At 52.3% G+C, this 24,901-nt stretch carries 19 protein-coding genes; 11 read left to right on the top strand and 8 right to left on the bottom strand.

From position 1 onward, the window contains the following. Positions 1-11 precede the first annotated feature (11 nt). The 3 genes from DW350_RS15955 to DW350_RS15945 all read right to left on the bottom strand — a co-directional run bounded on the left by DW350_RS15955 (position 12) and on the right by DW350_RS15945 (position 2,143). Complete coding sequence (locus DW350_RS15955) at positions 12-527, bottom strand: M48 family metallopeptidase (protein ID WP_115719890.1); 516 nt, start codon at positions 525-527, stop codon at positions 12-14. Continuing rightward, on the bottom strand, positions 524-1,540 hold the full coding sequence (locus DW350_RS15950) for a GGDEF domain-containing protein (RefSeq protein ID WP_115719889.1): 1,017 nt from the start codon (positions 1,538-1,540) through the stop codon (positions 524-526). The genes DW350_RS15955 and DW350_RS15950 overlap by 4 nt, the downstream gene beginning before the upstream one ends. A gap of 174 nt (positions 1,541-1,714) precedes the next feature. Then, positions 1,715-2,143, bottom strand: a complete 429-nt coding sequence (locus DW350_RS15945) for a DUF3192 domain-containing protein (RefSeq protein ID WP_115719888.1) — start codon at positions 2,141-2,143, stop codon at positions 1,715-1,717. 462 nt (positions 2,144-2,605) lie between these two features. Here DW350_RS15945 and DW350_RS15940 point away from each other — a divergent pair, with 462 nt between their 5' ends. The 8 genes from DW350_RS15940 to DW350_RS15905 all read left to right on the top strand — a co-directional run bounded on the left by DW350_RS15940 (position 2,606) and on the right by DW350_RS15905 (position 10,592). Further along, positions 2,606-3,724: an acyltransferase family protein gene (locus DW350_RS15940; RefSeq protein WP_192954714.1), complete on the top strand. Its 1,119-nt coding sequence runs from the start codon at positions 2,606-2,608 to the stop codon at positions 3,722-3,724. A gap of 132 nt (positions 3,725-3,856) precedes the next feature. Beyond that, positions 3,857-5,197 carry a 2-hydroxycarboxylate transporter family protein gene (locus DW350_RS15935; RefSeq protein ID WP_115719886.1) on the top strand — a complete coding sequence of 447 codons (1,341 nt, stop codon included), beginning with the start codon at positions 3,857-3,859 and terminating at the stop codon, positions 5,195-5,197. A gap of 204 nt (positions 5,198-5,401) precedes the next feature. Continuing rightward, positions 5,402-6,064, top strand: a complete 663-nt coding sequence (locus DW350_RS15930) for a thioredoxin domain-containing protein (RefSeq protein ID WP_115719885.1) — start codon at positions 5,402-5,404, stop codon at positions 6,062-6,064. 93 nt (positions 6,065-6,157) lie between these two features. Beyond that, positions 6,158-7,135, top strand: a complete 978-nt coding sequence (locus DW350_RS15925) for a ketopantoate reductase family protein (protein WP_115719884.1) — start codon at positions 6,158-6,160, stop codon at positions 7,133-7,135. A gap of 72 nt (positions 7,136-7,207) precedes the next feature. Beyond that, positions 7,208-7,573 carry a hypothetical protein gene (locus DW350_RS15920; protein ID WP_115719883.1) on the top strand — a complete coding sequence of 122 codons (366 nt, stop codon included), beginning with the start codon at positions 7,208-7,210 and terminating at the stop codon, positions 7,571-7,573. A 76-nt stretch (positions 7,574-7,649) separates the two neighbouring features. After that, entirely contained in the window at positions 7,650-8,669 is a 1,020-nt protein-coding gene (locus DW350_RS15915) for a DUF1176 domain-containing protein (protein WP_115719882.1), read from the top strand. Between the two features lie 318 nt (positions 8,670-8,987). After that, positions 8,988-9,431: a DUF6795 domain-containing protein gene (locus tag DW350_RS15910; RefSeq protein ID WP_152033000.1), complete on the top strand. Its 444-nt coding sequence runs from the start codon at positions 8,988-8,990 to the stop codon at positions 9,429-9,431. A gap of 27 nt (positions 9,432-9,458) precedes the next feature. Beyond that, on the top strand, positions 9,459-10,592 hold the full coding sequence (locus tag DW350_RS15905) for a lipase family protein (protein ID WP_115719880.1): 1,134 nt from the start codon (positions 9,459-9,461) through the stop codon (positions 10,590-10,592). 107 nt (positions 10,593-10,699) lie between these two features. Here DW350_RS15905 and DW350_RS15900 read toward each other — a convergent pair whose 3' ends face one another. Then, positions 10,700-11,362, bottom strand: coding sequence for a hypothetical protein (locus DW350_RS15900; RefSeq protein ID WP_115719879.1), 663 nt, complete (start codon positions 11,360-11,362; stop codon positions 10,700-10,702). 715 nt (positions 11,363-12,077) lie between these two features. On the opposite strand from DW350_RS15900, the gene DW350_RS19705 reads away from it, so the two are divergent. Genes DW350_RS19705 through DW350_RS15890 form a run of 3 tightly spaced genes read left to right on the top strand, consistent with a single transcriptional unit; the run spans position 12,078 to position 15,272 of the window. Then, entirely contained in the window at positions 12,078-12,212 is a 135-nt protein-coding gene (locus tag DW350_RS19705; RefSeq protein WP_264296809.1) for a hypothetical protein, read from the top strand. A gap of 53 nt (positions 12,213-12,265) precedes the next feature. After that, the gene (locus DW350_RS15895) at positions 12,266-14,401 is read left to right on the top strand and encodes an NACHT domain-containing protein (protein WP_115719878.1); all 2,136 of its coding nucleotides are present in this window, start codon (positions 12,266-12,268) and stop codon (positions 14,399-14,401) included. Positions 14,402-14,405: 4 nt separating this feature from the next. Next, positions 14,406-15,272, top strand: a complete 867-nt coding sequence (locus DW350_RS15890) for a RelA/SpoT domain-containing protein (protein ID WP_115719877.1) — start codon at positions 14,406-14,408, stop codon at positions 15,270-15,272. Between the two features lie 721 nt (positions 15,273-15,993). Here DW350_RS15890 and recD read toward each other — a convergent pair. Genes recD through recC form a run of 4 tightly spaced genes read right to left on the bottom strand, consistent with a single transcriptional unit; the run spans position 15,994 to position 24,878 of the window. Continuing rightward, positions 15,994-17,757, bottom strand: a complete 1,764-nt coding sequence (gene recD / locus DW350_RS15885) for an exodeoxyribonuclease V subunit alpha (RefSeq protein ID WP_419178356.1) — start codon at positions 17,755-17,757, stop codon at positions 15,994-15,996. Beyond that, positions 17,700-17,867: a hypothetical protein gene (locus DW350_RS19830; RefSeq protein WP_336406952.1), complete on the bottom strand. Its 168-nt coding sequence runs from the start codon at positions 17,865-17,867 to the stop codon at positions 17,700-17,702. Before DW350_RS19830 ends, recD begins: the two co-directional genes overlap by 58 nt. Beyond that, on the bottom strand, positions 17,860-21,528 hold the full coding sequence (recB, locus tag DW350_RS15880) for an exodeoxyribonuclease V subunit beta (protein ID WP_115719876.1): 3,669 nt from the start codon (positions 21,526-21,528) through the stop codon (positions 17,860-17,862). Before recB ends, DW350_RS19830 begins: the two co-directional genes overlap by 8 nt. Next, complete coding sequence (gene recC, locus DW350_RS15875; RefSeq protein ID WP_226911339.1) at positions 21,525-24,878, bottom strand: exodeoxyribonuclease V subunit gamma; 3,354 nt, start codon at positions 24,876-24,878, stop codon at positions 21,525-21,527. The genes recB and recC overlap by 4 nt, the downstream gene beginning before the upstream one ends. Positions 24,879-24,901: the final 23 nt, after the last annotated feature.

Genomic DNA, 24,901 nt, shown 5'->3' with positions numbered 1-24,901 from the left:
AAAAAGCCCCGTTAGTCGGGGCTTTTTTCTGCCTGTTCGCGCCACAACAACCACAGCCGGGTATCGAGTTCAAGTTGGTGATAGTCCGGCTCGATATGGCAACACAGCTGATAGAAGCGTTTGTTGTGGTCTTTCTCCTGAAAGTGCGCCAATTCGTGGGCCAAAATCATGCTTAAAAACTGTGGTGGCGCCTCTTTAAAGAGCGAGGCAATGGTTAGGCTGTTGCGGGTTTTTAGTTTGCTGCCTTGGCGCTGGGGCTGATAAGTGTGCAGGCCCAAGGTGTGTTTAACCGGACTGAGTTTGGCATCAAAGCGGGCCGAAGCCAGTGGCGGCGCGTTACGCATAAAGCGCTCTTTTAGCTGCTTTGCCTCCAAATACAGTGCCTTGTCATTTTGAATAGGGTGTTGCTCTGGGTATTTGCGCTCAAGGTACAGGCCTAGCTTGCCGGTATCCAAAAGTTGCTGGGCTTGGGCCTGAATAGACTCGGGGTAGCCTTGCAAATAAGGTAGTGGTGTCTTGGGAGTCATAGCGCAACCACTTGGTTTCTTCCCTGTTTTTTAGCGCGATACAAGCGGGTATCGGCGACCTGGTAGATGTCGTGAAACTGCTCACCGTCCAGCGGCCAGTTAGACAAGCCAACGCTAATGGTGGCATCGATGTCGCGGCCTTTTATTGCCACCGGGCTCGCGCTTAGGCGCAGCCTGAGCTGTTCGGCAAGTTCAGCGGCCTGGCCGCTCGCCATGGCTGGCAATAACACACAAAATTCTTCACCCCCTACCCGAAACAGCCAGTCATTACGGCGGGTGCAAGCGCGAAGCTGTTTAGCGGTGGCGCGTAAAACCTCGTCACCGGCGGTGTGGCCAAACTGGTCGTTAATGTGTTTGAAAAGATCGATGTCGACCAACAGCATGGCGATGTAAGGCACTTTTTCATTGACCTTAAGTTGCTGAAATACCGATTCTAAATGCAAACGGTTATGAAGCCCGGTTAAGGGGTCGCGCTCAGCGGTACGTTGCAGTTCGCTCACCACCGCCTCACGATTAGACTCGTAAACGTAGCTCAGCATCCACGCCAGCAGTACCGACAGCGCAATATTGCTAATGGCTGTGCCGTGGGCAAGGGTGTTATTGCTTTGCCATTCCAGCGCTAAAAAAAGCGCCAAGCCTGGTAATACAAAGGCGGCAGTCAGCAGGGTACCAGTGCGTTTACCCATCAACAGATAGGCGAGCATGGGGATAAGTGGCATCCAGATAAACTGCCCGGTTGCAAAGCGGGTTTGCCAAATACCCAGCAAGATGCACAAAAAAACCAAGCACAGGTAAACCAGCGTCCAGCGGGCAAGGTGGCGGGTGCGGTCTCTTGCCCTGGCAAAGGCCAGGGTAAAAGCCACGGCAACCATTTCAATAATGGCTAATGGCCACTGATTCTTAACGATATTGATGCAAATAAAACAAATGCCTGCCAGCATTGTTAGCCATTGCATGGTTTTTAATACCGTACGGCGGTATTGGTTATTATCGTTCCAAAGGGTAGGGACCATCGCCAGACTTCTGCGTACTACTTGCTAGAGGGTGATAGGATAACACTCTGCGCCGCAACAGACCTTGGCTTTGTGCGCAGTTAGGGGCAGCAAAAAAGCGAGCGCGGCGCCGTTTTGAAGGGAAAATCCTGCAACCCCCGGCAATGATTTAGCCGCAGGGGTGCTTGCGCGGTGTTAACGGGAGGCGGCTAACGACGCACTGTGCAAAGCGTCTTTAGGCTGGTCGGTGCTGGCGGTAAGGTATTGCTGGTAGGTGTCAGTGCCCCAACCAATCAGTTTGCCGTCGCTAAACAGCAAAGGCGTGCATTCATCGCGGCTGGTAATGCCATCTGAGGCTTTTTGGTGAGTGCGGTAAAACAAAATACTTAAGGCGGCGCCATGGCTAAATTTAGCCTCGCTAAAATCGGCACTGCCGAATAATGCCTTTACCTTGCTTTCGTCGTCACCCAACTGCAGATCGGCCATGTGTTTTTGGTTATAGGCTTGTCGGTCTTCCCAGCTCATGCTGTCTACCGACGGCTTATAGTAAACCAGTACCAACCCTACATAGGCCACGTACCCTAAAGCGATGGCTGCCACGAGCAGCGACATTTTACTTTTCACGGTGCCATCATCCTTTGTTTACAAATATTTAACGTTATTATGTAACGGTGGCAGTGCTGCTGTAAACAGCTTATTTGTAACTGACTGTTCTTAAAGGAATGGCGGCGTTTTAAACGGGGCTTTAATCAGCTTGGTTGCTGGATAACCCTCACCATCGCGTCTCTTTCTTTTTTATTTATGTTTAATTTTTGAATTTATATTCATTTGTGGTGCGTCTGGCTGACCACTGCTTTGGTGTGTTGTTATTGGCGACTTAGATTGGAGTGGGTGCCTGTTCAGCCCCTGTTTTTACAGTCGTATTAATGTTTTTTATGGTGTCGTTGAAGCTTTTTTATGAAGGGCTTTATTAGGCTGTCTTAAAGCGTGAAATAGCCCGCTTTAGATAAATATTTTTGCAAGGACGCTAGACCTTTTTGCGCTATAGATTAGTATGTGCCGACCTCTCTTACAGGGCTTGTTAACGTGTCTACATTCAATGACGCTATTGCTCTTAAACCGCTTCCCGAAAGTGCCTCTCCAGCTGCCAGCCCCGCCTCCAGTGGCCGCTTGCTGGAATTCGATTTACTGAGGGGACTTGCCATTGTGTTTATCGTGTTGGGGCACTCTGTAGTGAACTCCGGACACGGCTTTCCAGTGTGGCTAGAAAACCTGGTGCGTGGCGGTACCGGCGTTTTTGTTTTTATTTCTGGTTTCTTCTTCCAGCGGATCTTCTTTAAGCGTTTTGACTACAAAGACTTCATGGTGAAAAAGACCCTTAATGTCTTTTTGCCCTTTCTGTGTGTGTCGCTGGTTGGCTTAGTGCTGGAATTTTTCGGTGGGGTGCTGATTGACGGTGATACCGGCAAAACCGCCTTTGGTGCGTTGTGGCCCATTGTTCAGAACGGTTATGTGCTGTTCCCGCACTGGTATATTCCGTTCATCATGCTGACCTTTTTGTGCTCGCCGCTGCACATGCAATACATTCGCCTGCCACTGCAAGCGCAGCTCGGTACCTTGTTGGTGTTCTCTATTGTCGCCATTTACCTGCAACGGCCTTTGGGCAACGCTGACCCATTGCAGTCGCTGGTGTATTTCACCCCGTTTTATCTGTTGGGCATCTTGTATTCACAGCACCTTAGCTGGTTTCGGCTCTATTACCGCTATCTGTTTTGGGTAGCTTTGGTAGCGGTGGTGGTAACGGTGTGGCTGCAGTCACAAGTGTGGTTTCATATTGGTAACTACCACAAGGCGGCCTTTAAATTTGGCGGCGTTGATTTGCAATTCATCCAGAAGATGGGCCTGTGTATTGTGCTGATTGGTCTTTGTGAAAGGCTGATTTTTAAAGCCCTTTGCGACCACTTGGTGATGCTGGCTAACCTCAGCTTTGCCATCTTCTTTTTGCACCCACTGCTGGCCATGGTGTGGGGGAACGTGAAATACAGCTTGATACGCCATGGCCTGCTGGTGCCAAGCCATACCTTGGCTGAGAGCCTGTTTCAGTCCACGTTGCTGTTCCTGTTTATGCTCTATGGCACCGTGCTGATGATTAAGCTGCTGAAACCCCGCCTGGGTGACAAAAGCCGCATGCTGATTGGTTGTTGATTAAGGCGGCCTGCTGGCCGCCTTTACCGCTCATACGCCTCTACCCGCCGCTGATAAATAAGCCCATTGTCTAATGGTGTTGCCCACTCATAGCGTGAGTTACTAACGCGATATGCTGTAGTGGAGCATGCTATGTCTTTACCCTCTCCTTCTGATACAAGCCACAGCCAGCCTCGGCTGCAAAAGTGGTGGCATTTTTTTGATAGCTGGAAAGTGGGCATTATTCCGTTGCCTATTTTTGCCCTGGCTGGGGTGTTGATTGTGGTTGATGCCGTTGAAGGCAGCTTTCCCAGCAACATTGTGGTGATGACCGCCGTGCTTGCTTTTTGTGGCTTTGCCTGCGGTGAAATAGGCCACCGCCTGCCGTTGCTGGGCAAAATGGGGGCGGCAGCCATCTGCGCCACCTTTATTCCCTCGGCACTGGTCTATTACGGCCTGCTGCCCGACCCGATGGTGAAATCGGTTACCCAGTTTTTTAAATCATCCAACATTCTGTATTTGTATATCTGCTGCATCATTGTTGGCAGCATCATGAGCATGAACCGCAAGGTGCTTATTCAGGGCTTTATCCGCATTTTTATTCCCATGGCCTGTGGTGAAGTGGTGGGCATGTTGCTCGGTACCGGCCTAGGTATGGCGCTGGGGTTGGATGCTTTTCACACCTTCTTTTTTATCGTGCTGCCCATTATGGCTGGTGGCGTAGGCGAGGGGGCTATTCCGCTGTCTATCGGCTACGCCTCTATTTTGCATATGCAGCAAGGGGTGGCCTTTGGGCAAATACTGCCGATGGTGATGCTGGGCAGCCTTATCGCCATTATCACCGCCGGGGTACTGAATCTGCTGGGTAAACGTTACCCGCACCTTACCGGCGAAGGCCGCCTGCTGCCTGATGACAGCAAAGACGGCAGCACCAATCTTAATGAAGCGCCGCCCAGCCAGTTTGATGTGAGCACCGTTGCCTCCGGCGCTTTGTTGGCTATTTTGCTGTACATGATTGGTATGCTGGCTCAGCAATTTACCGGCTTGCCGGCACCGGTGGCGATGCTGTTTGTGGCGGTGCTGCTAAAGCTAAGCCAGGTGCTGTCGCCAAAAATGCTGGAAGGCTCCGGCATGGTTTATCACTTCTTTCGAAGCGCCGTTACCTACCCGGTGTTATTTGCGGTAGGGGTGGCTATTACCCCTTGGCAGTCGCTGATGTCTGCCTTCACGGTGGTGAACCTGTTGGTGATCATGGCAACGGTGTTGTCACTGATTGGCACCGGTTTTATTGTTGGCCGCAAAATGGGCATGTACCCGATTGATGTGGCCATAGTGTCTTGCTGCCAAAGTGGCCAAGGCGGCACCGGTGACGTGGCCATTTTGACCTCGGGTAACCGCATGGTGCTGATGCCTTTTGCGCAAATTGCCACCCGCATTGGTGGTGCCATTAATGTCTCGGTGGCGTTGTTGTTGCTGAACCACTTTATGGGCTAATGGCTTGGCGTAAAAAGGTCGGCTTTGGGCCGGCCTTTTTGCTGTTTAGGCGGTTGGATGTGAAATTTTCGCGCTCAATTTGTTGATTTATCTATCTAATTTAGCCTTTGGTGCGGCGCGGCTCACAATCAGTACATTCCGTAACTGGAAACCCCAGCCAAGCTTGGGCAGCATAAGGGCACTGTTTTTGTCAGGAGCCCTTCAATGAAGCGCCGTTTTCTCTTACTTGCCAGTGCCTTGCTGGCTATCGTTAGCCTGACCGGCATCGCCCATGCCGAGACCTATTCCTTCAAGGAAGGTAAAGATTACATCGCCATCAAAGATCCCATTAAAGTGGCGGGTGTGAAAGGGCCTTTTGTCATGGAATATTTGTGGCTCGGTTGCCCGCACTGCCAAGCGCTAAACCCACTGATGATGGATTATGAAGCCTCGCATCCGGCGGTGAAAATGGTACGCCGCCCGGCCATGGGCAATAGCCGCTGGGTGTATGACGCCCATGTGTTTTACGCCTTGTATAACACCGGCCATGGCAAGCTTTTTAACCAGCTGATGATGGTGTACCACAACCTGGTTGCCAAAGAGCACCGCCTGCCAGACATGGACGACCTGGAAGACTTGCAGCCGTTTTTGGATAAAAACAATATCGACGTTACCAAGTTTGCCGCTGCCATGAATAGCGATGCCACCATGAACGATTTAATGGTGTCGCTGCACGACCAGCAAAAACTCAAAGCCAACGAAGTGCCGTTTGTACTGGTGGGGGGCAAATACGAAATCAAGCTATCTTCCCTGGCAGGCAGCAAAGATGCCGAAGCGCGTTTAACTGCGCTGATTGACTACCTACTTGAAAAAGCAGCCAGAAGCTAAATCTATTGGCTGACCAAAACCCCGGCCAAGGCCGGGGTTTTTTATGGCCGTTTTCTGGTAAAAAGAAACCAAACAACGAGTCAGGAGCGGGTAATGCGCATAGTGGTGTTGGGGGCTGGCGGTATTGGCGGTTATTACGGGGCTAGGCTGCAAGCGGCGGGCCACCAGGTGTGTTTTGTGGCCAGGGGTGCACACCTTGCGGCCATGCAGCAACAGGGCTTAACCGTTAAGCATCCGGCGTTTACGCAAAACCTCGCGGTTGATGCTTGTAGCCTGGACGCCTTGGCCGCAAAGTTCCCGCCCAAAAGTGTTGATTTAGTGCTGCTGGCGGCTAAATCTGACGCAACTGCTAGCATGCTTTATGCCCTTAAAAACTGGCTTGAGGCGGGCTCCATGGCGGTGATGTCACTGCAAAACGGCGTTGATAACGAGGCCGCTATCAGCCAAGTGGTGGGGGAGGCCCGCACCTTGGGCGGTTTGGCGGTGTTTATCAGCGGCCATGTGGTTGCCCCCGGCAAGGTGCAAGCGCACGGCAACGGTGAACTGGTGTATGGCGCCTGGCCCAATGTCAACAATCGGCCAATGGCAACCTTGGCCCAGCAGCTTGCCCCGCTGTTTAGTGATGCTGGGATCAAGGGGGTGGCAAGCGATGACATTCGCCGCGAGCTTTGGCGCAAATTAATGATCAATAACGGCGTTAACCCAATTACTGCGCTAACCGGCTTTCGCCACGACCAGGTTTATGCCAAGCCGGCTTTGGCCAATACGGTGCGCCAACTGATGCGGGAAGTAGCCCTGGCGTCCACCGCCGAAGGGGTGAACCTGAGTGAGGCCGACGTTGAGGCGCTTTTTGCCCGGGTAGGGGCCTTTCCTTCGATGAAAACCTCAATGCTGGTCGATAGGGAAAAGGGCCGGCCCATGGAGCTAGACGCCATCTGCGGTGCGGTTTTAACGCGGGTGGCAAGCCTGGGTAAAACCGCGCCGGTTACCGAGCTGCTTTATGGCCTGTTAAAAGACAACATTACCTCATTACCCAGCCCCGATGCTTTTGCATCACCCTTAAAAAATTAAAGCCATCAGGCTGACTCGGTCGCGTTGCTTCTAAGCACTGCTTTAGGTGCGATGTTGTTAGAGGACGAGCCGATGAAAACGTCAGCCCTGTTGTTATTGGCGGCGTTAGCCGGCGCTGGCATATCTCCTTGCCACGCCGAGGCGCAAACGGGTGATATTTACTTATATGCCAAAGCGTTAGGTCAGCATTTCAGCAGTAGTTGGTGGCTGCGTAGCTATCATTTGGGGCATTTTTCTTACCGGCTGGTACGAAATAGCCAGCAGGGTAACCTCTATGTTCCTCTGGCGATTGATTGTAAGCACGGCGCTGTCGAGCTAGGGGAGGGCGTTGAGCACGATCAGGCCTTAAGCCACGCCGACACCCTTAAAAAGGTGCCCAAACAAGCCATTTATGAAGCCAAGCAGTGGCTTTGCCAGCGCCACGCCTTTAGCGGCTAGGTTTGCGCGGCAGCGCTTATGCCCTAACATGGCCAGCCGCTATCTAGGCAAACGCATCTGTTAAAGGGAGTTAACCGTGAAGTACCTCGGAATATTGTTGCTGCTTTTGGTTGCGGCGGCGCAGGCCAATACGCCAGTGGCATTTCGCTACAAGGATTGGGACACCCAATGCGACAACGTGGGTACCTGCCGCACCGCTGGCTACACCAGTATTGGCGATAACATTGGCAGCAATGCCGCACTGGTGTTCACCCGCCATGCCGGCCCCAAGCAGCCGGTGTACGGCAGTTTGTATCTGGACAGCTTTGACCGCAGCAGCGCCGCGCCGCCCATTTTTAGCCTGTGGTTAAACGGTAAAAGCTTAGGGGAAGTACCGGCCGACCTGGTGTTAACAGCAAGCCAGGTTACTGCCCTGGTCAACGCCTTGCCGGGTAGCGCCCACATTGCTGTTAAAGGTGCCAGTAAAACCTGGCATATCTCCGATGCCGGAGCCAGCGCCGCTTTTCGTAAAATCGATGTTGTACAGCAGCGCCTAAACACGCCAACGGCAATGCTGGTTAAGGGCAGTCGTGCTGAGTCTCAGGTGCCGGTAGGCCCCAAGCTGCCGCATATTCGCGCGGCCAAGGTGATAGATAACAAAGCGCGGATAGTAAAAAAAGACGACCCTCTATACCGCCCGCTGGCCGCATTGATGACAACCGCGCTGCATCATTACTGCGACATGCCAGACAGTTTTCGCCAGGGTAGCGCCTACCTGCAACAGATCCACTACGCCCGGCTAAGTAGCGACAAAGCCTTGGTGATGCAGATGTGCTGGACGGCGGCCTATAACGAGGGCTATTTGGCTTTGCTGATAAACACCAAGCCGCCTTACCAACCGGAGCGGGTAACCGATTCGGCTTCTTACTATTCGGGCGCCACCTTAATGCTGGAGCAAAAAGGCCGCGGCTACGGTGATTGCAGAACCTTCAAGCGCTGGGATTTTGACGGCAGCCACTTTGTGAAAAGCGGCGAAACCAACGATGGCCCTTGCCGCGGTATACCTGGCGGCGTGTCTTTAGACATCTATGACGCGGTGATTGAAAACCATAACTAGCGGCAACCAAGGCCAGTAGCGCTGGCCTTTTTGTATCCGGTTATTTAAGCCGCAAGGAAAGGCTTTGGCTTAAGGCGTTTAATTAATTTTATTTTTAATTATGCCTAATGCGAATTTTAAATTTAAAGTTCGGTTGCTTTAATATTCATCGCCATCATATTTGCATCATTGTATTAACTTGTTAAACTTCGGCTACGCTAAAGGGAGCTAAAGGATTAGCAATAAATGAATAAGGAACACCTTCCTAAACTGCTGTCATGGGCTTCCCTGTTAATCGCCTTAATCGCAATCTCATTTTATTCTTTAGGCTCGGATACCATGACGCTATTTGCAAAAAAAGTCCCCATTAACCTGTCGCCCGAGATCAGTGGTGTTATCAAGGATAACGGCAAGCCCGTGGCCCACATTGAGGTGGAGCGCTCGGTCTACCTGAATTTTACCGGTGACTACTACACCGACAAGGTGCTAACCGACAGCAACGGGCAATTTCACTTTCCTGAAAAAACCGCCGAGTTGAAAAAACCTTCCAACTTAACCACCGTCGTTAAGCGCCATGAGTTGTATGTGGAATATAAAAATAAACATGTTCCCATCTGGTTTATGAATATTCATACCTTAAACCCGGTTAAGGTGATTAATGAAAAACTGCAAGGCTTAAATTGCGACCTGAATAATCAAGAACAACAATTTGATTTTGAAGACAGCGACTATCCGGCGAGTACTTTTTCAACCCTCACCTTGTGTCGATGGAACGACAATTAATTTGGCAACCAAACAAAAGGAGTTGTTATGCCCTCTGTTACCCCCAGAGTCGCCTCGCAGTTGGCGCTGCTAACCTACGATATTGAATCGGCTGACCGCTATGGCAATTACCGCTTTACCGTGCCCCCTGAGACTGGCCGTGTCTTTGAGATAGACGCTAACCCGGTGCTGGGGCAATCCGGCTTTGCCTTGCTGCGTAAAAAGCTGGGTTTTTGCTTGGTGGGTAAAGGTATTGGCCCCTATGAAGGCGACCATGTCATTGCATTGCGTGGCACGAATCCAGGCAATGTTGTGGATGTGCTCACCGACCTTAATATTGGCGTTACCACCGCCGAGAACGGCTCGTTGGCGCATTACGGTTTTGTGCACACCTTTGCCTCTTTCAAGGCTGCCTTGAAGTCGTATCTAGATAAAAACCCTGGCCGCGGCACCATTCACTGTATTGGCCACAGCCTGGGCGGCGCCCTGGCAACCCTGACCGCCGATTGGGCGAAAAGGCAATACCGGCGGCCGGTCAAGCTTTACACCTTTGGTTGCCCGCGGGTGGGTTACTCCGGCTTTGCCCGCAACGTAACGGCCAGCATCGATAAAATTTACCGCTGCACCCATGGCGCCGACCCTATTCCCAAAGTGCCGCTGTGGCCCTTCTATCATGCCCCTTATCAAGGCAGTGAATACCGCTTGGACGGTTCTACCGGCTTTAGCGGCGCCGCCCACGGCATGGGCGCCGACGGCGTGCCCGGTTACCTTAATACCGCCAATAAAAGTGACTGGGGCAGCGTTAAAATTGAGTCGGATAACTTTTTAAGCCGGCCCGTGCATTTGACCTACGAAAACCGCCACCAGGCCTTTTGTAGCGGTGCCTGGTCAGACAAAATCTCGGCCTTTTTACTGCAAATACTCAAAGCGGCTGGCGTTACCATCCAGTTTGCCTTGACCTCGGGCTTTTCCATTTACGACTTTATGGCCCAGCGCTTGGAAGACATTGCCAAGCTGTCGGTAAAATTTGCCAAAGATGTAAAGGCGCTACTTGGCCACATGCTGGCTTTTGCTGGCCGCTTTGTGAATATCACCATCGAATTCACCAGCAAATTCATCCGCTGGGTGTTCGATATTATGCTCAAATCCCTGGGCCGTCTGGTTCGCCAAGCGCTGAAATAAGCGAATAAAAAAGGGCGCCTAGCGCCCTTTTTTATTGCTCGCGACGATTTATCTATGGCAGAACTTGCTTATTAAGTCTGGTGGCTTAGGTCAACTAGCGCAGTGCATTATTGTAATGTCATTTTTTTACCAATGGATGGCGACACACCGATAATGCTGCCATAGAAAATACCATTTCCTGAGTAATCTTTTGTCATGCCACCCGCGATAGCTTTTTTAAGTTTTTTATTTTGGGTTAATTTACTAAGTGTGGAAGTTATTTCATCTTTTTTAGTAGCTGAGATGATTAGACCGCAGACCTTGTCTGAACAAGCGACTTTATCAATATTAACGTCAGACGGAATGCTGTCAGTAAGCATGCTGTACAGGGTGTTTTGATTATCCGCTGCTGACTGTGAGGTGGCATGTTCCTCTGTTTTATCAAGTGCTTGCCGAAGGTCATCTATTGATAGTCTCGATATGATTTGGGTGTTAAATAAAATGCTGTTGTTGTTCGAACTAATGGCGTTATCTAGATTATCCATGACCAAGTCTTTTTTATTTTTATCTACAGTGTTATGCCACTTATCAATCTTTTTAGGTGTTGAAGATTCGTTGCGCTGAGTATTGATAACGACTTTTTGTTCTTTCTCTAATTTTGTATTTATCGTAGATTGCGATGTTTTTTTTGATTCTGCTATTTCTTTTGACGCTTGATAAAAGTGAATGGAAAGCGAAACGACGAGTAATGACAGTAAAGCAATAATCAATGTTTTTGTTGTTAAGCGCATATCGAGTCCCTTCGTTTAGTCCTTTAAGTAATCACTACCCTATGAGGCCATGACTCTTTAGTCACCATCAATACCACATTGCTGTCCTGGTTGTCGCTGCAGCTCATGTGGCGATCTGCGGCTACAAGCCATGTCGGATAAGACTCTGGTTGCGAAGCGGGATAAGGTGTGCGGGGAGTATGAAAGGCAGTAAGGGCTGGCCCACGCCTAGGAGTTGCAGGTAACGAAACAGGTTTTGTACGTTTTTCTTGCTTTTTTGTGTCTGCCTTGTCACCTTAATGCCTAGTGAATAGACGCCAGGGACAGGCTGCTGTACTCACCCGCCCCGGGCTAAGTCAGAGGAAGACGCTATGGCCAAGTTTCTCAATACCAGTGCCACCAATTACTTTCTGAAAGAGCTGATCAAAGCTCTGAATGCAGGGGGGCGCCCCTGCACGCGCCCTACTTTGTTTACGCACAAAGTAGGCAAAGGCACAGCCCACGTTCCGCGACGTCCTTGCTTCCAGTCGTTTACCGCCGACCGCTTCACACGTGTTCCAGACACGTCTTCCGCTCTTTCGGTATCCCTACCTCAAGTCAGCTCCCACTCCCTACAGCAAGGCGCAGCACTTAACGGGCGGAAAAGCAGATGGCTTCGTTATCGTGATGATTTTATTGAGATGGTGGTGAGGGTGTCTTTTGCTTTTGCCCAGAAACACGTCCTAAAACCGCCGAGATGCTCGACAAGCTGGTAACCGGCGGTTACCTGGAAATCAAAGAGAACCGCCACTTCATCACCGAAAAAGGCAAAGACGCCGGCGGTGAGTTCCGTATGAGTAAACGCTTTGGGATGAACTTCTATAATTTATGAGCATTTTCTACATTTAATTTTAACTACTTTAAATTTTTTTACATGGATCACTAATGAAAGATGCACAAAAAGTTATAACACTTTTCCGAAAGTATGGTTTTGAATACAGAGGTAATATTTCCAGTAATGATTACCTTGCTTTTACATATAAGTCTGGTTTTTTTCACAACGCTGAGTTGGTTTCTCTATATCCAAATGACAAATCTAAAATAGAAAAGGAAATGGAGTCATCTCTTCGAAGCCTAGAACGTTTAGGTTTTTCTACAAAAAAATCATTTTATGATTCTATTGATGATTTAGAAAAAGCATTGTTTGATGGTTTTTTTAACGTTAGAGATTGGAGAGCTAAAACTAGAAAAGAATATGATGAACACTCCGACAAGATTCTTAAATCGCTACCTTCAGATGCAGTGAATTACAATTACATTAATGTCCCTTACTTGAAGAATGGAAAATTATCTGAAATTGATTTGATAAAAGATGTTTGTAGCAGCCTAACATTAGATGGACCTTTGTTGTCGATCATAGAAGCTCCAGCTGGTTTCGGTAAAACATGTACCTCATATGAAATAATAAATAAACTGGCTAATAATAATGATCGTGGACCTATTCCATTTTTTACTGAATTTTCTCGTGACAGACAAGCTAGAATATTTAGCCATATATTCATTCGAGAGGTAGATAGATCGTTCAACTCTGTTAGTTCAGATGTCGTTATAGAGGAGGTGAAGGGAGGGCGAATAGTTGTTGTATTAGATGGATTTGACGAAATACTACATGACAGCGGCTCTGATATAGATTCTAGTAGTAAGTTTGAAGAAGCAGAGCCAATGCTAGAAACTATTGGTGAGCTATTGACCGATAACGCTAAAATCATTTTAACGTCTAGACGCTCAGCTATTTTCGATGGCGAAGTCTTCAGTGAATGGATGGAGAGATACTCTGATAAGTTCAAAATAAATCGGTACCGATTAGAAAAGCCAGAAGTTAAGGATTGGTTGTCACCATCTCGTTTACGAATGATTTCAGAAACTGAAATCAATATTACTAGATTATCTAACCCAGTTTTACTTAGTTATCTTAGGTTTGTTGACGATGTAACTTTTTCAAGCCTTTGTGCTAATACAGAAAAAGTAGTCGAGCAATACTTTAAGTCGATGCTTGAAAGAGAAATGGATAGGCAACAGTTGAGGATGAGTCCTGATCAGCAAAAAGAATTTTTAAAAATAATAGCATCTGATATGTGTGATAATGACTATACATCTGATTCAAAAGAGAGGTTAATAAACACAATAAAGGAAAAAGCTGGTTCAATAATAAATGAAGTTAGAAAATTATACTCGCCCAAGGATAGACCAACTATAGATAAGTTGGCCACAACATTATCTAATCATGCCTTTTTTGACCGAAGTAATCGAAAAGATGGGCACATAGAATTTATAAATGAATTCGTATTCGGTAATTACATCGCTGAAAAAATAATTGAATGTGAAGGTAACTGGATTTCCAGTGATGAACGTTTTGTCGAGCCAGCAGTATCATCTTATGCTCCAAGGAGTGGAGCAGAGAGATTAAATCTATGGGTTGGATTATCTGAGATGAAATATTTCTTAGATCCCTCATCAAGAATGAAGTTTGAATGGATGTTGACTGGTGATATTTCTGAAGATGGATACGCTGGAGTTGAAATTTCATCACTAAATATAAGGTCCACCGATTTTTTTAAAGAAGGTATTATTAAGGATTGTGTTTTTAATGATTGTACCTTCAATGACTCATTCTTCTATTTTTCAAATTTTCATGAAGTGACTTTTATCAACTGTAACTTTTGGGATTGTGAGCATTCTAAACTATTGGACAATGTTAACTTTTATAATTGCAAATCTAATAACGAGTTTGTTCAGGATGAAGAAATCGAAGACTTAGTAGAAGATCAGTCTGATTTTCTTACGGATGTTGAAAAGTATATACTTCATAAAATATGGCCTATTGGCAGCACCAGTATTGAACGATTGCATCATTTTATTGGTATCTTTTTTAAGACGAATGATTTTACAAAGAAAGAAATAACTAAAGGGATTAGAAAACTTAAACAAAGAGGTATTTTACAAGATGCACATAGTGTAAATTTTGTAGAGATAAATAAAGAAAGATTTAGTGATATAAAAATTCTAATGGGGAGGAGCTAGTCTTATGAATATTTCCCCAGCAGCTATCGAGAAAAACTTAGTTGAAGAAATATCTTCAAAACTAGATTCGGTCGGATTAATGTATCGAATATTTTCTAGATTGAAAAGTGAACAGTCTCTAAATAATAAGATTGAATCAAACGATGAGTATGGGAATTCAAAAAAAATACAAGACTTAATTGGTATCAGAGTTGTACTATATTTCAGTGATGATATTGAAACTGTAAGAAAAATTGTATCATCAAAATTCGACGAAAAGTCTAATGATGTAAGTATTGATGAAGTTAAAAAAGAAGAGTTTAGAGCTATAAGATACAATATTGTATATTCTTTACCTAGTAATGACTTTTCATCTTTTGAATTTAATAGTTCGACTGATTTTATTGATAGTACTTTTGAACTTCAGATTAGGACTATATTTTCTGAGGGATGGCATGAGATTGAGCATGATCTTCGGTATAAGTGTAAAAATGATTGGAATGGTTACGATGGAGAATCTAGATTGCTCAATGGTGTTTATGCATCCCTAGAAAATAGTGAGTGGACTATGATTAAGATTTTTGATGAACTTGCCTATAGTCATTATAAATCAAGGCAGTGGTCAGCAATGATTAGACAGAAATTTCGATTAAGATTTGTGGATGAGAGTTTAGATGATGATATTTGTAATATTTTAAGTAATGATGTTGAACTTGCAAAAAAGTTCTTTAGAGTAGAACGAAGTTTCTTGATATCGGAAATGAATCGACTTGGATTCTATTTCCCAATGAAGATTAATAATGTTTTTTATTTTATGAACATAATATCTGTAAAAGACCAAATGATTTTTAAAAAAACACCAGCTCTTATGATGGAAGAAATGAATGGTTGATTACCAGCTGTAAATTTCCTATGTAGTAGCCATAGTGATTTTGGCAATTTAATTGCGTTGTTTCCTAAATCAGACAAGGAAACGCAGGCACCAGTTGGGCTGGCTGCCCTTGAGAGTTATAAGAGAGACCCACTTTGAATCTCTCATAAAGTCAAAGTGTTGCAACGAAGGCCGCGAACGAATAGCAACCTCGGGAGCTGCTTGATGCAGCTCTCCCGCCCGTTAAGTGAAGCGCTGAGCCGTCGGGAGCGTGAGCTGACGCGAGACAGGGATGTCGAGTGAGCGGAAGACGCGTCGGGGCGAAGCTTGCACAGTGAAGCACCGCTTCGCTGCTGCTGAGCGTGAGCACAGGACGTGCGAACCGGAATGAGCCGCCAGGGAAGGCTGACAACTCATTCGCTATTCGAAGCGACTTGCGAAGAAGAAGCGACAAATTTGCCTGGAGCAAATTTGAATATCGGAGCTTGCGACGATTACCCGCCAGGGCGAGGACCAAGGATGGTCCGAGTAAACATGGGCCTTGGTTTTGGTTGGGCAGCCCCGCTGACTTTTGCCGACAACCTTGTCAGGAACAAGGTTGAACATCGGAGCCAGCGACGATGGCCCGAAGGGCGAAGGCCAGGGACGGCCTGAGTAAACAAAAGTACCCCGCCTGCCGGTGCGGGAACCGGCGTATAAAGCAACTTTCAGTTAAAAACCGAACCTGCTGGTGGCAGCAAACTTACCCAAACGCTTCGCGCAACCCCGAAGCACGTTCAACCTTCCTCTCCACCGCCGCCGCCAATAACCCCAACTTCGGCGCCGCCAGGGTAAAACACGACTTAGCGCGGGTAATGCCGGTATAAACCAGCTCGCGGGTTAGTACCGGGCTTAGGGTGTCGGGCAGCACCAGTACGGTGTGGTCGAACTCCGAGCCTTGGGATTTATGCACCGTCATGGCAAACACGGTTTCCACATCAGAAAGGCGCGAGGGCAGTACCCATTTGATGCCGCCCACCACCGGGAAGGCGACCCGAAGCCGCTGGCTGCCGTCGGCTTCCACTACCCTAAGGCAAATGCCCACGTCGCCGTTCATCAGTTCCAGGGTGTAGTTATTGCGGGTTATCAGTACCGGGCGGCCCTCGTACCAGCCGTGGTCGTTTTCCAGCTGGCCGTTGGCTTTTAAGGCCTCGGCTATTTGCTGGTTTAACCCTTCCACCCCAAAGGGGCCTTTTCTTAGGGCGCAGAGCATTTGAAAACGGCCAAAGGCGGCCAGCACCTTGGCGGCCCAGGTATCGCGGTCGCTGCTGCGCTCGGCATTCAGCACCTGCAAATAACCCCGGTAACCGTCGATGGCAAGGCGAGACAGGGCCACGCCGTCGTCTTTGATGGGCAACAGCTTTAAATCGTCCCGGTTTTCACGCAGCAGCTTTAACGCCGCTTCGCTTTGGCCGAGGTTCACCGCCCGCGCCAGTTGGCCTATACCGGAATCGCTACCAAAGCGGTGGCTGACCCTAAGCATGGCCCGGCATTGGGCCAGGGCACTTTGCCCTTGGGTAAAGGCCGCCAGGCTTTCGCCGCAAAGGCCCTCTAGAAAGCGCTGGGTGTCGGCATCGTAACCGCCCAAATCGGCCCCTTGGCACAAGTCCCCCAGCACAGAGCCGGCTTCTACCGAGGCGAGCTGGTCTTTATCCCCCAGCAAAATAAGCTGAGCCGAGGCGGGCAGGGCATCCAACAGCGCGCTCATCATCTCCAGGTCCACCATCGAGGCTTCGTCCACCACCAGTAAATCCAAGTGCAGCGGGTTTTGGTGGTGGTGGCGAAAGTGGCGGCTTTGGGGAATAACGCCCAAAAGCTTATGAAGCGTGGTCACTTCCACCGGAATGGCCGCTTTTACCGCATCTGGCAGCGCCAGCTTTTCTACGGCGCCGCGAATGGATTCGGTCAGCCTTGCCGCCGCCTTGCCGGTGGGGGCAGCAAGACCAATACGCAGCTTTTGGCCGCCGGCCTGCGCCAACTGCTGCTTAAGGCCCAACAGGCGCACCACAGTGGTGGTTTTGCCGGTGCCTGGGCCGCCGGTGATGATGGTAAAGGGCATGTGAAAGGCAAGGCCGCAGGCGAGCTTTTGCCAATCGAGCCCCGGCGCGCTAAAGAGGGCGTCGAGCTGCGGTTTAAGCTCGGGGCTGACTGCCATGGGCGCAAGGCGGCTGCTGATATGGCCCGCCACCGCTTGTTCAAAGCGGTAATTGCGGCGCAGGTAAAGGCGGTTTTCCACCAGCACCAGCGGGCTTGCCTCACTGCTGACCAGCGGCGAGCCCTTGATGGCCGCCAGCCAGCTTTCAAGTTGACTGCCTTCTAAAAGCTCCGACGGCTTGGTGGGCATTTCCTCCCCCACATCGCCCTCGGGCGGCAAGGAGAGGGTGGCGTCGGCGTCCAGTAAGGTGGCGCTTAAATCCAGGCAGATATGGCCACGGCCATATTGGTGGGAGCAAAGGGCGGCGGCCAGCAGCAGCGGCTCTGGGTGCTGGGCTCCAGCTCTTTAAGCCAGCGCACCAGAGCGCGGTCGATGCGACGCAGCCAGCCCCGTTCTACCCAGGCATCCAGTAACTCAAGCATGGGTATCTCCCTCGAACATGGCGTCTAGGCCCTCAATGAGTTCGCGCTGGGGGCGGTCCAGGTAGCAGTGGCCGCCGCGCAGGAATAAATACACGGCGCCGCCCAGGTGCTGGTCGTAGTCATAATCGGGGATGCGCGATTTTAACAAGCGGTGCAGGGCCAACAGATAAATCACGTATTGGAGGTCGTAGCGTTTTTCGCGAATGGCCTCACTCATCGCCTGCTGGCTGTAGGCGCTGTCGCCGTCCCCTAAGTGATTGGATTTGTAATCCAGCACGTAGTAGCGGCCATTGTGCTCGAACACCAAGTCGATAAAGCCCTTGAGCATGCCGTTCAACTCGCCGGGGCTGAGCATGGGCCGGCCGTGGCCGCCGAGGGTGTGGCGGTGTACCAACAGATCCATTTTCTGTAAATCCACATGCTTGGCCGAGAACCAGAACTCCATCTCCGCCTGGTAGCTATCAAGGGCGCCCAGGGCCACCGCCTCGCCGTTTGGCAGCGGCAACGGTTTATTGATAAGCGCCACAAACCAGTTAGCCAGAGGCGTTAGCCACCGCTCCCAGCCGCGCGGCATAAGGCGCTGGGCCAGCAGCTTTTGCGCCTGAGGCTCGCTAACCTTGCCAAAGCCTTCATCGGCGGCCCATTCAAACAGGCCATGGAGGAAGGTGCCGGGGCCGGGGCCACGGGGGAACTGGTGGATGGAGTCTGACAGCGCCTTGCTTTGGGCCTCTTGTTCCTCGTCGGGGTTATTGAGGTTTTCCGCCAAGGGGGTGGCGATATCGCTTTGCCAGTCTTGGGTGCGCAGCGCCGAGTAAGAGGCGATATACCAGCGCTCGGCCGGCGGCGCCTTAAATTCGCGGGCCGCCACCAGCGGCAATGGTTGGGTTTTCGGCTGGTACTGCATATCGGTAACGTCGGGCGCGGCGCTTAGCACCATATCGCTACAGCCAGCGGCGAGCCTGGCAAAAGCCTCGCCCACAGCGCCGTTGTCGATGGGAGCGCCGCCGGTCAAGAGATACCCGAAGGCACCGCGGTGCAGGTCGTTCTCGCCCTTCTTGCCGCTGCGCTGCATTTTCACCGGTGCCAGCCCCAAAAAGCAGGCGTGGCGGGGGCGGGTGAGCGCCACGTATAAAAGGCGCATGTCTTCGGCCAGCCGCTCTTTTTCGGCCTTGGCGTAGGCGCCGTCGGTTTTCTCTACGTCCAGCACCGCCTTGCCGCTGTCGTCGTGGTAGCGGATGTAGGGGCCCTGGCGGTCTTCTTCGCGGTAGCCCATCACAAAGGGCAGGAACACCAGCGGGTATTCCAGGCCCTTGGACTTGTGGATGGTGATGACTTTGACGAGGTCGGCGTCGGATTCCAGGCGCAGAATTTCTTCGTCGCCCGCCGCCGGGTCGGCCACCGCCTCACTTAGATAACGAATCAGCGCCTGCTCGCCATCGAGCTTGGCCGCCGCCCCTTGCAGCAGTTCCGCCAGATGCAACAGGTTGGTAAGGGACCGCTCACCGCCTGGGCTTGCCAAGAGCCGCGCCGGAATCGAAAAATCGCTTAACAGTTGGCGCAGCATCGGCAGTACCCCGCGCTGGTGCCAGCGCAGCTGGTAGCCTTTAAAGCGCTCCACTTGCTGCTCAAAAAGCAGCTCGTCCTGATTGAGGGTATCGAGCCAACCGAGGCTCAGCTCCAGCACCGGCGCTGCCAAGGCGGCGCGCAGCAAGCGGCCGTCTTCCGGCTCGGCGCAGGCGGCCAGCAGCGCCAGCAAATCCCGCGCCTCGCTGGCGGCAAATACCGATTCTTTGTCCGACAGGTACACCGACGCCACGCCACGGGCAAAAAGGGCGGCGCGAATGGCGTCGGCTTCGCCCCGGCCCCGCACCAGCACCGCCATATCGGCTGGGCGTAACGCTGTGAGTGTGTCTTCACTTTTAAAGGTGGCGTCGCTATTGAGCATGGCCACCATTTGGCTGGCGCAGCGCTCGGCCATCAGCTTGCGGTATTGGCCGCCAGACACGGCGCTATCCAGCGGCAAGTGCCAGCCGGTCATGGCCGGTACCGGCGCGCCGTTCATCACCAATTGTTCCTTGCGGCCATTGGCCTTGACGGCCTCAAAGGGAATTTCGTCAAACAAAAAGCTGTTGGGCTGCTGGCTAAACACCTGATTGACGGCGCTGACCAGCCCCTGGGTGGAGCGGTAGTTGGTGTCCAGGTGGTAATGGCGGCCAGCGGTAGCGCGGCGGGCTTTTAAATAGGTAAAGATGTCGGCGCCGCGGAAGCCGTAAATGGCCTGCTTGGGGTCGCCAATCAAAAACAGCCCGGTTCTGGCTATTGCGCTCGCCGATACCGCGTTGGCTGCCTCCTCAGACTGCTCATGTACTGTGTGTACACTGCGCGTCTTCGTCGTTGCCGGCCTTGTCTCGGCTTCGCTTATCACGCCAGAACGGCTGTTTTGTTCGTCTAAGAAGTCCTCTTCTTCCCCGGCATTTTCAAGATCATAGATGTTGGCGAAGATCCGAAGCTGGGTCGGGTCGGTGTCTTGGAATTCATCAATCAGGGCGATGGGGTATTGGCGGCGGATCACCTCGCTGAGCTCCGGGCCTTTGTGTAGGGCCTGGTCGAGGCGGGTAAGAAGGTCGTCAAAGCCCAGGGTGGCGCGCTGGTGTTTTTCTTGCTCCAGCCGGGCCTTTATCCAGCCGGCGGCGTGTTTGGCTAAATCAATATCGGCCTTGGGCAGCTTGGCGCGGGCGGCCAGGATGGCGCTCAGGGCATCAATGCCGGGGTGGCTCATGATCGCCACATTGGCCTTGGCGGCGTCTTCCAGGCCTTCGGGGCTAAAGCGCTGCCAGTGTTTGTCACTTATGTCCGGCAGCAGGGCGTCGGAGTCGACCCAAGCTTTTAATGCTTCAAGCCAGCCTTCCAAGGTAGCAATGCGCACCTTGTTGCCGTTGAAATCCTTATTGGCGTGGGCGGCCAGCATGGCGGCACAGAAGTCATCCAGCAAGTGGCGCCATTGCTCTTTAACCGGCGCTAGCAAGGCCTGCTGGCGCTCGCTAATGTCAGCCAGCACCTCGCTGGCGCTCACCACTGGCGGCTCGGCCCAGGGCAGCCAGGGGCGGATGGCGGCATGGAGCTTGGCAGGGCTGTTCCAAAGCTCTGCCACCACCGACACATCGGCCAGGGGGTAATACTGGCTGCGCCAATAATCGGCCAGCACTTGCTCAAAGAGGTGGCGCTGGTCGGTTTCCAGGGTCAGTTCAAACAGGCTGTCGGCGGCAAAAGCGTGGGTGGCCAGCATGCGGTTGCACCAGCCGTGAATGGTGTAAACGGCGGCTTCGTCCATCCACTGGGCGGCCAGTTCCAGGCGGCGGGCGCAGCCCGGCCACTGGTCCTCTGGATATTGGCCTTTAAGGGCGGTTACCAAAGGGTCGCCCGCCAAAGTGCCGCGAAACACCTTGGCCGCTTCCACCAGCCGGGCGCGAATGCGGTCTTTGAGCTCTTTGGTGGCGGCGTCGGTGAAGGTTACCACCAGAATTTGTGGCGGGGTAAGCCCCTTAAGCACCAGCCGCAGGTAAAGGGCGGCGATGGTAAAGGTTTTGCCGGTGCCGGCGCTGGCTTCAATAAGCCGGGTGCCAAAGAGCGGAAAGGTCAGGGGGTTAAGGTGCTGGCTCATTGCACGGCCTCCGTCAGCGGCGCGTAAAGGCTCTGGGCCAGGGCCTTGAAGTGGTCTGTGTCCATATCATTAAAGCTTGGGTAAGCGCGGGCGCAGTAAAGGTCTTGCTCTCGCTCGCCGGGGCTGAAATCGTCGCCGTCATAGGCTTTTTGGGCGGCAGCGATGGCCGCCTCCTCGCCTTTTTCCAGCGCCGCCAGATAGGCAAAAGCGGTTTTGGGCGCCACCGGCAGCGGGCCATTAAGGGCCGCTTTGAAGGCCGCCAGAATGGGGGCGGCGTTTTGCGGCCCACCGGCCAGGTGCAGCTCGGCGTCGGGGGCCAAGAGTTTACTGTCCACAAGATGGCCTGTGCCGTTTGCCAACAGATGCCCGGCCCAGAGCCGCAGCAGGGCGTGGTATTTCACTTTTTTGCCAGCCATGACGCTGGTGGGGCGCAATTGCAATTGCAGACGGTCGCCGTTTTGGCTTTGCCGCACTTCTAGCCAATCGGCAAAGCCGTCAGTGGCCAGCTCCAGGGCTTTTTCCTGCGGGTAGCTGGCTAGTAGCCCTTGCGCCTTGGCGGCAAGATCGGTGGCCGCTTCCACCACGCCGCCAATGGCCGGTTCGGCAAAGCCTGCCAGCGGCAGGGCGCCGCTGCCTTTAAGGCGTTCGAGTTCCCTATCCAATGTGCCGTCCAGGCTAGCGGCCAGCAGTTGGTCGGTAAGCTGGTATTGCTCCAAGGCGTTTAGGGTAAAGGGCTCGTCTTCGGCTAGCACTTGTTGCTCGTTGCCTAAATAGATTTTGAGCCGTTCGTTGAAAAACAGCTGGCAGGGCGAGCGCAGCAACTTGGCCAGCAGCGCCAAGTCGGCGCTGGGGGTTTCAGTGAGCGGTGCCACGCTGTGGCTAGCCGCAAGCTCGGGGGTATCTAGCACCTGGCGCCATTCCCGGGCAAAGCTGCTGAGGCTGCCGCCCTCAAAATATTGGCGGCTAAAGGGCTGCAAGGGGTGCTGGATAATGGCCGGTGGCTGCTGCCAGCCGCCTTCTAAATAATCCAGCAACTGGCCCAGCAGTACCGACGGCGGCCGCTCGGTGTTGTCTTGCACGCTGCGCCCCACCCAAGACAAATAAAGGGTATCGCGGGCCGACAGCAGCGCTTCTAAAAAAAGGTAACGGTCATCTTCGCGGCGAGAGCGGTCACCGGGCCGGTATTGGCCGGGCAGGCTCATCAAATCAAAATCCACCGGCGCCACTGAGCGCGGGTAGTCGCCGTCGTTAAGGCCCAAAATACACACCAGCCTAAAGGGAATGGCGCGCATCGGCATCAGGGTGGCAAAGTTCACCGAGCCTGCCAAAAAGCGCTGGGCCAGGCCGCCGTCATCGAGCATGCCAAGCCAGGCGTCGCGCACTAGATGTAGCTCAATGGCCTCATCAAAGCGGGCCTCAACGCAGTGCTCTAACCAGGCGTCCAGGGCCTGGCTGAGCTGCTCGAGGGTGAGGCGCTCGTCGCTGTCTTGAGCGGTAAAAAGGTCGCTCAGCAGCTGGCGCAGCAGCGCCGCCCAGTTTTCGGGGCTTTGGGGCTGGGCAAAGGCCTGCCAGTAATATTCCAGCAGCGCAATTAAGTCAGCAAGGCTACCGGCGGCGCCAGCGGCCAGGCCCGCTACTTCGTCATAGGGTTCGATACCGGCAAAGCGGCCAGCGTTGCCCTGGGCATAGCCCAGCAGCCAGCGTTTAAGGCCAAACTGCCAGCTGTTTTGTTCCAGGGCCGGCACGCCAAGGGCGGCGCGCTGCTGGCCGTTAAGGCCCCAGCGGATACCGGCGCCGGCTATCCAGTCTTTTAGTTGCGGCAAATCCGCTTCGCTAAGGCCAAAGCGTGCCCGCACCGCCGCTAGGTCCAGAAGATCGGACAGATCGCTGACCGCAAAGCGCCACTGCGGCAGGGTCAGCAGTTTATCCAGCGCCACCAGCAGCGGGTTTACGTCGCGCTCGGTACGGTCAGACAGGGTAAAGGGAATAAAGCGCGGGTCGCGCCATTCCAGTTGGCCGAACACTGCCTCGATATGGGGCGCGTAGGCCTGGATGTCCGGGGTCATCACAATAATATCCCGCGGCTTTAAGCCCTTTTCCATCTGGGTGAGCAGAAAGTCTTGCAGCACTTCCACTTCCCGCTGGCGGCTGTGGGCCGATACCAAGCGAATGGAATCGTCAGCGGTGGCGCGCTTTTCTGCTGGCAGCGGGTTTAAATCAAGAATGTCTTGCTGCACCTGGCCCAGCACTGACTCGCCGTAACCGGAGAACAAGTCAATTTGCTGGAAATCGGCGCGGTAGTGGTCGGGCTCGTCGTAGCGGGATAAGAGGCCAATGTAGTCGCGCCCTTGTTTGCCCCAGGAGGCCAGCAGCGGGTTGGCGCTGGCGTGCAGCTCGTCGTCGCTGGGCTCTAGCGGTAGGCCGGGTTTACGCTGCTGGCGCTTTTGCTCAAGGCGCAGCAAATCGCGGCCATCGACGATATCGCCCCAAAAGTGCTGGCAGGGGTTGGCCACAAACAGCAGTACCTGGCAGTGCTGGCTGATGGCGTCCAGGGCTTCGAGCACTTGGCTTGGCAGGGAAGAAATGCCAAATACGATCAAACGCTCGGGCAGCCCCGCTGGGCGGCTGCCCAGCGACTTGGCAGCGGCTAAAAAACGCTGATGCAGCGCCGAGCGGGAAATACCGGTTTGCTCGCTTTGCATATCAGCCATCAAGGCGCGCCACAGCGCCGGTTGCCAAAGGTGGTCTTCGGCTAGCGCGCGCGCCTCACCGCGGGGGGTAATAAGCCGGTCAAAGCCGGCTTCCCAGTCGGCCAGCCAGTCGGCGCGGTACATTTGGTACTGGTCAAAAATATCGGCAATTTTTTGCGCCAGCTGCCAGGCCTTGCGCTGATCGCTGTCGCCTTCCAAAAAGCGCTTAAGGGGGGCGTAAAGCTCGCCGGTTAGGGTTGGCAGTAGCCTGAGTAAACGCCAGCGCAGCCGGGGCTTATCAAAGGGGCTGTGGCGGGGCACATTGTTGGCGCCCAGCACGGCGCGGTAGGCTTGCCACAAAAACCGCACCGGCATTTGCATGTCTACGGCGGCGCAAATACCGGCGCTGTCGGCCAGGCCCAATTTCAGCCACTGCGCCATGCCGTTGGATTGCACCAAAAAGGTTTCGTTTTCCAAAGGCGAGAGCGGGCTTTTAGCCAAAAAAGCCACCAACAGATCCCGTAGATCGTCGAGTTTATTGCCCTGAATGATAGAGAGGCCGCTTTGCATGAAATCCCTGGCGTTAACGCTTTGCCCTATCTTAACGGTGATTAGCCCCAAAGCGCCAAACACTTGCCCGAAAAGGCAAAATGCCGTCAACTGAAAGGCCCCTCAAGGAAAAG

The sequence above is a fragment of the Gallaecimonas mangrovi genome (assembly GCF_003367375.1).
Lineage (GTDB): Bacteria > Pseudomonadota > Gammaproteobacteria > Enterobacterales > Gallaecimonadaceae > Gallaecimonas > Gallaecimonas mangrovi.
Note: the sequence above shows the minus strand (reverse complement) of the source record. Positions and strands in the feature narration are given on the sequence as shown.

What these genes read in the sequence shown, in the direction of transcription:
- DW350_RS15955 (WP_115719890.1), bottom strand. Translation starts at nt 527, where the DNA reads ATGACTCCCAAGACACCACTACCTTATTTGCAAGGCTACCCCGAGTCT.
- DW350_RS15950 (WP_115719889.1), bottom strand. Translation starts at nt 1,540, where the DNA reads ATGGTCCCTACCCTTTGGAACGATAATAACCAATACCGCCGTACGGTA.
- DW350_RS15935 (WP_115719886.1), top strand. Translation starts at nt 3,857, where the DNA reads ATGTCTTTACCCTCTCCTTCTGATACAAGCCACAGCCAGCCTCGGCTG.
- DW350_RS15930 (WP_115719885.1), top strand. Translation starts at nt 5,402, where the DNA reads ATGAAGCGCCGTTTTCTCTTACTTGCCAGTGCCTTGCTGGCTATCGTT.
- DW350_RS15925 (WP_115719884.1), top strand. Translation starts at nt 6,158, where the DNA reads ATGCGCATAGTGGTGTTGGGGGCTGGCGGTATTGGCGGTTATTACGGG.
- DW350_RS15920 (WP_115719883.1), top strand. Translation starts at nt 7,208, where the DNA reads ATGAAAACGTCAGCCCTGTTGTTATTGGCGGCGTTAGCCGGCGCTGGC.
- DW350_RS15910 (WP_152033000.1), top strand. Translation starts at nt 8,988, where the DNA reads ATGACGCTATTTGCAAAAAAAGTCCCCATTAACCTGTCGCCCGAGATC.
- DW350_RS15905 (WP_115719880.1), top strand. Translation starts at nt 9,459, where the DNA reads ATGCCCTCTGTTACCCCCAGAGTCGCCTCGCAGTTGGCGCTGCTAACC.
- DW350_RS15900 (WP_115719879.1), bottom strand. Translation starts at nt 11,362, where the DNA reads ATGCGCTTAACAACAAAAACATTGATTATTGCTTTACTGTCATTACTC.
- DW350_RS19705 (WP_264296809.1), top strand. Translation starts at nt 12,078, where the DNA reads ATGCTCGACAAGCTGGTAACCGGCGGTTACCTGGAAATCAAAGAGAAC.
- DW350_RS15895 (WP_115719878.1), top strand. Translation starts at nt 12,266, where the DNA reads ATGAAAGATGCACAAAAAGTTATAACACTTTTCCGAAAGTATGGTTTT.
- DW350_RS15890 (WP_115719877.1), top strand. Translation starts at nt 14,406, where the DNA reads ATGAATATTTCCCCAGCAGCTATCGAGAAAAACTTAGTTGAAGAAATA.
- DW350_RS19830 (WP_336406952.1), bottom strand. Translation starts at nt 17,867, where the DNA reads ATGCTTGAGTTACTGGATGCCTGGGTAGAACGGGGCTGGCTGCGTCGC.
- recB (WP_115719876.1), bottom strand. Translation starts at nt 21,528, where the DNA reads ATGAGCCAGCACCTTAACCCCCTGACCTTTCCGCTCTTTGGCACCCGG.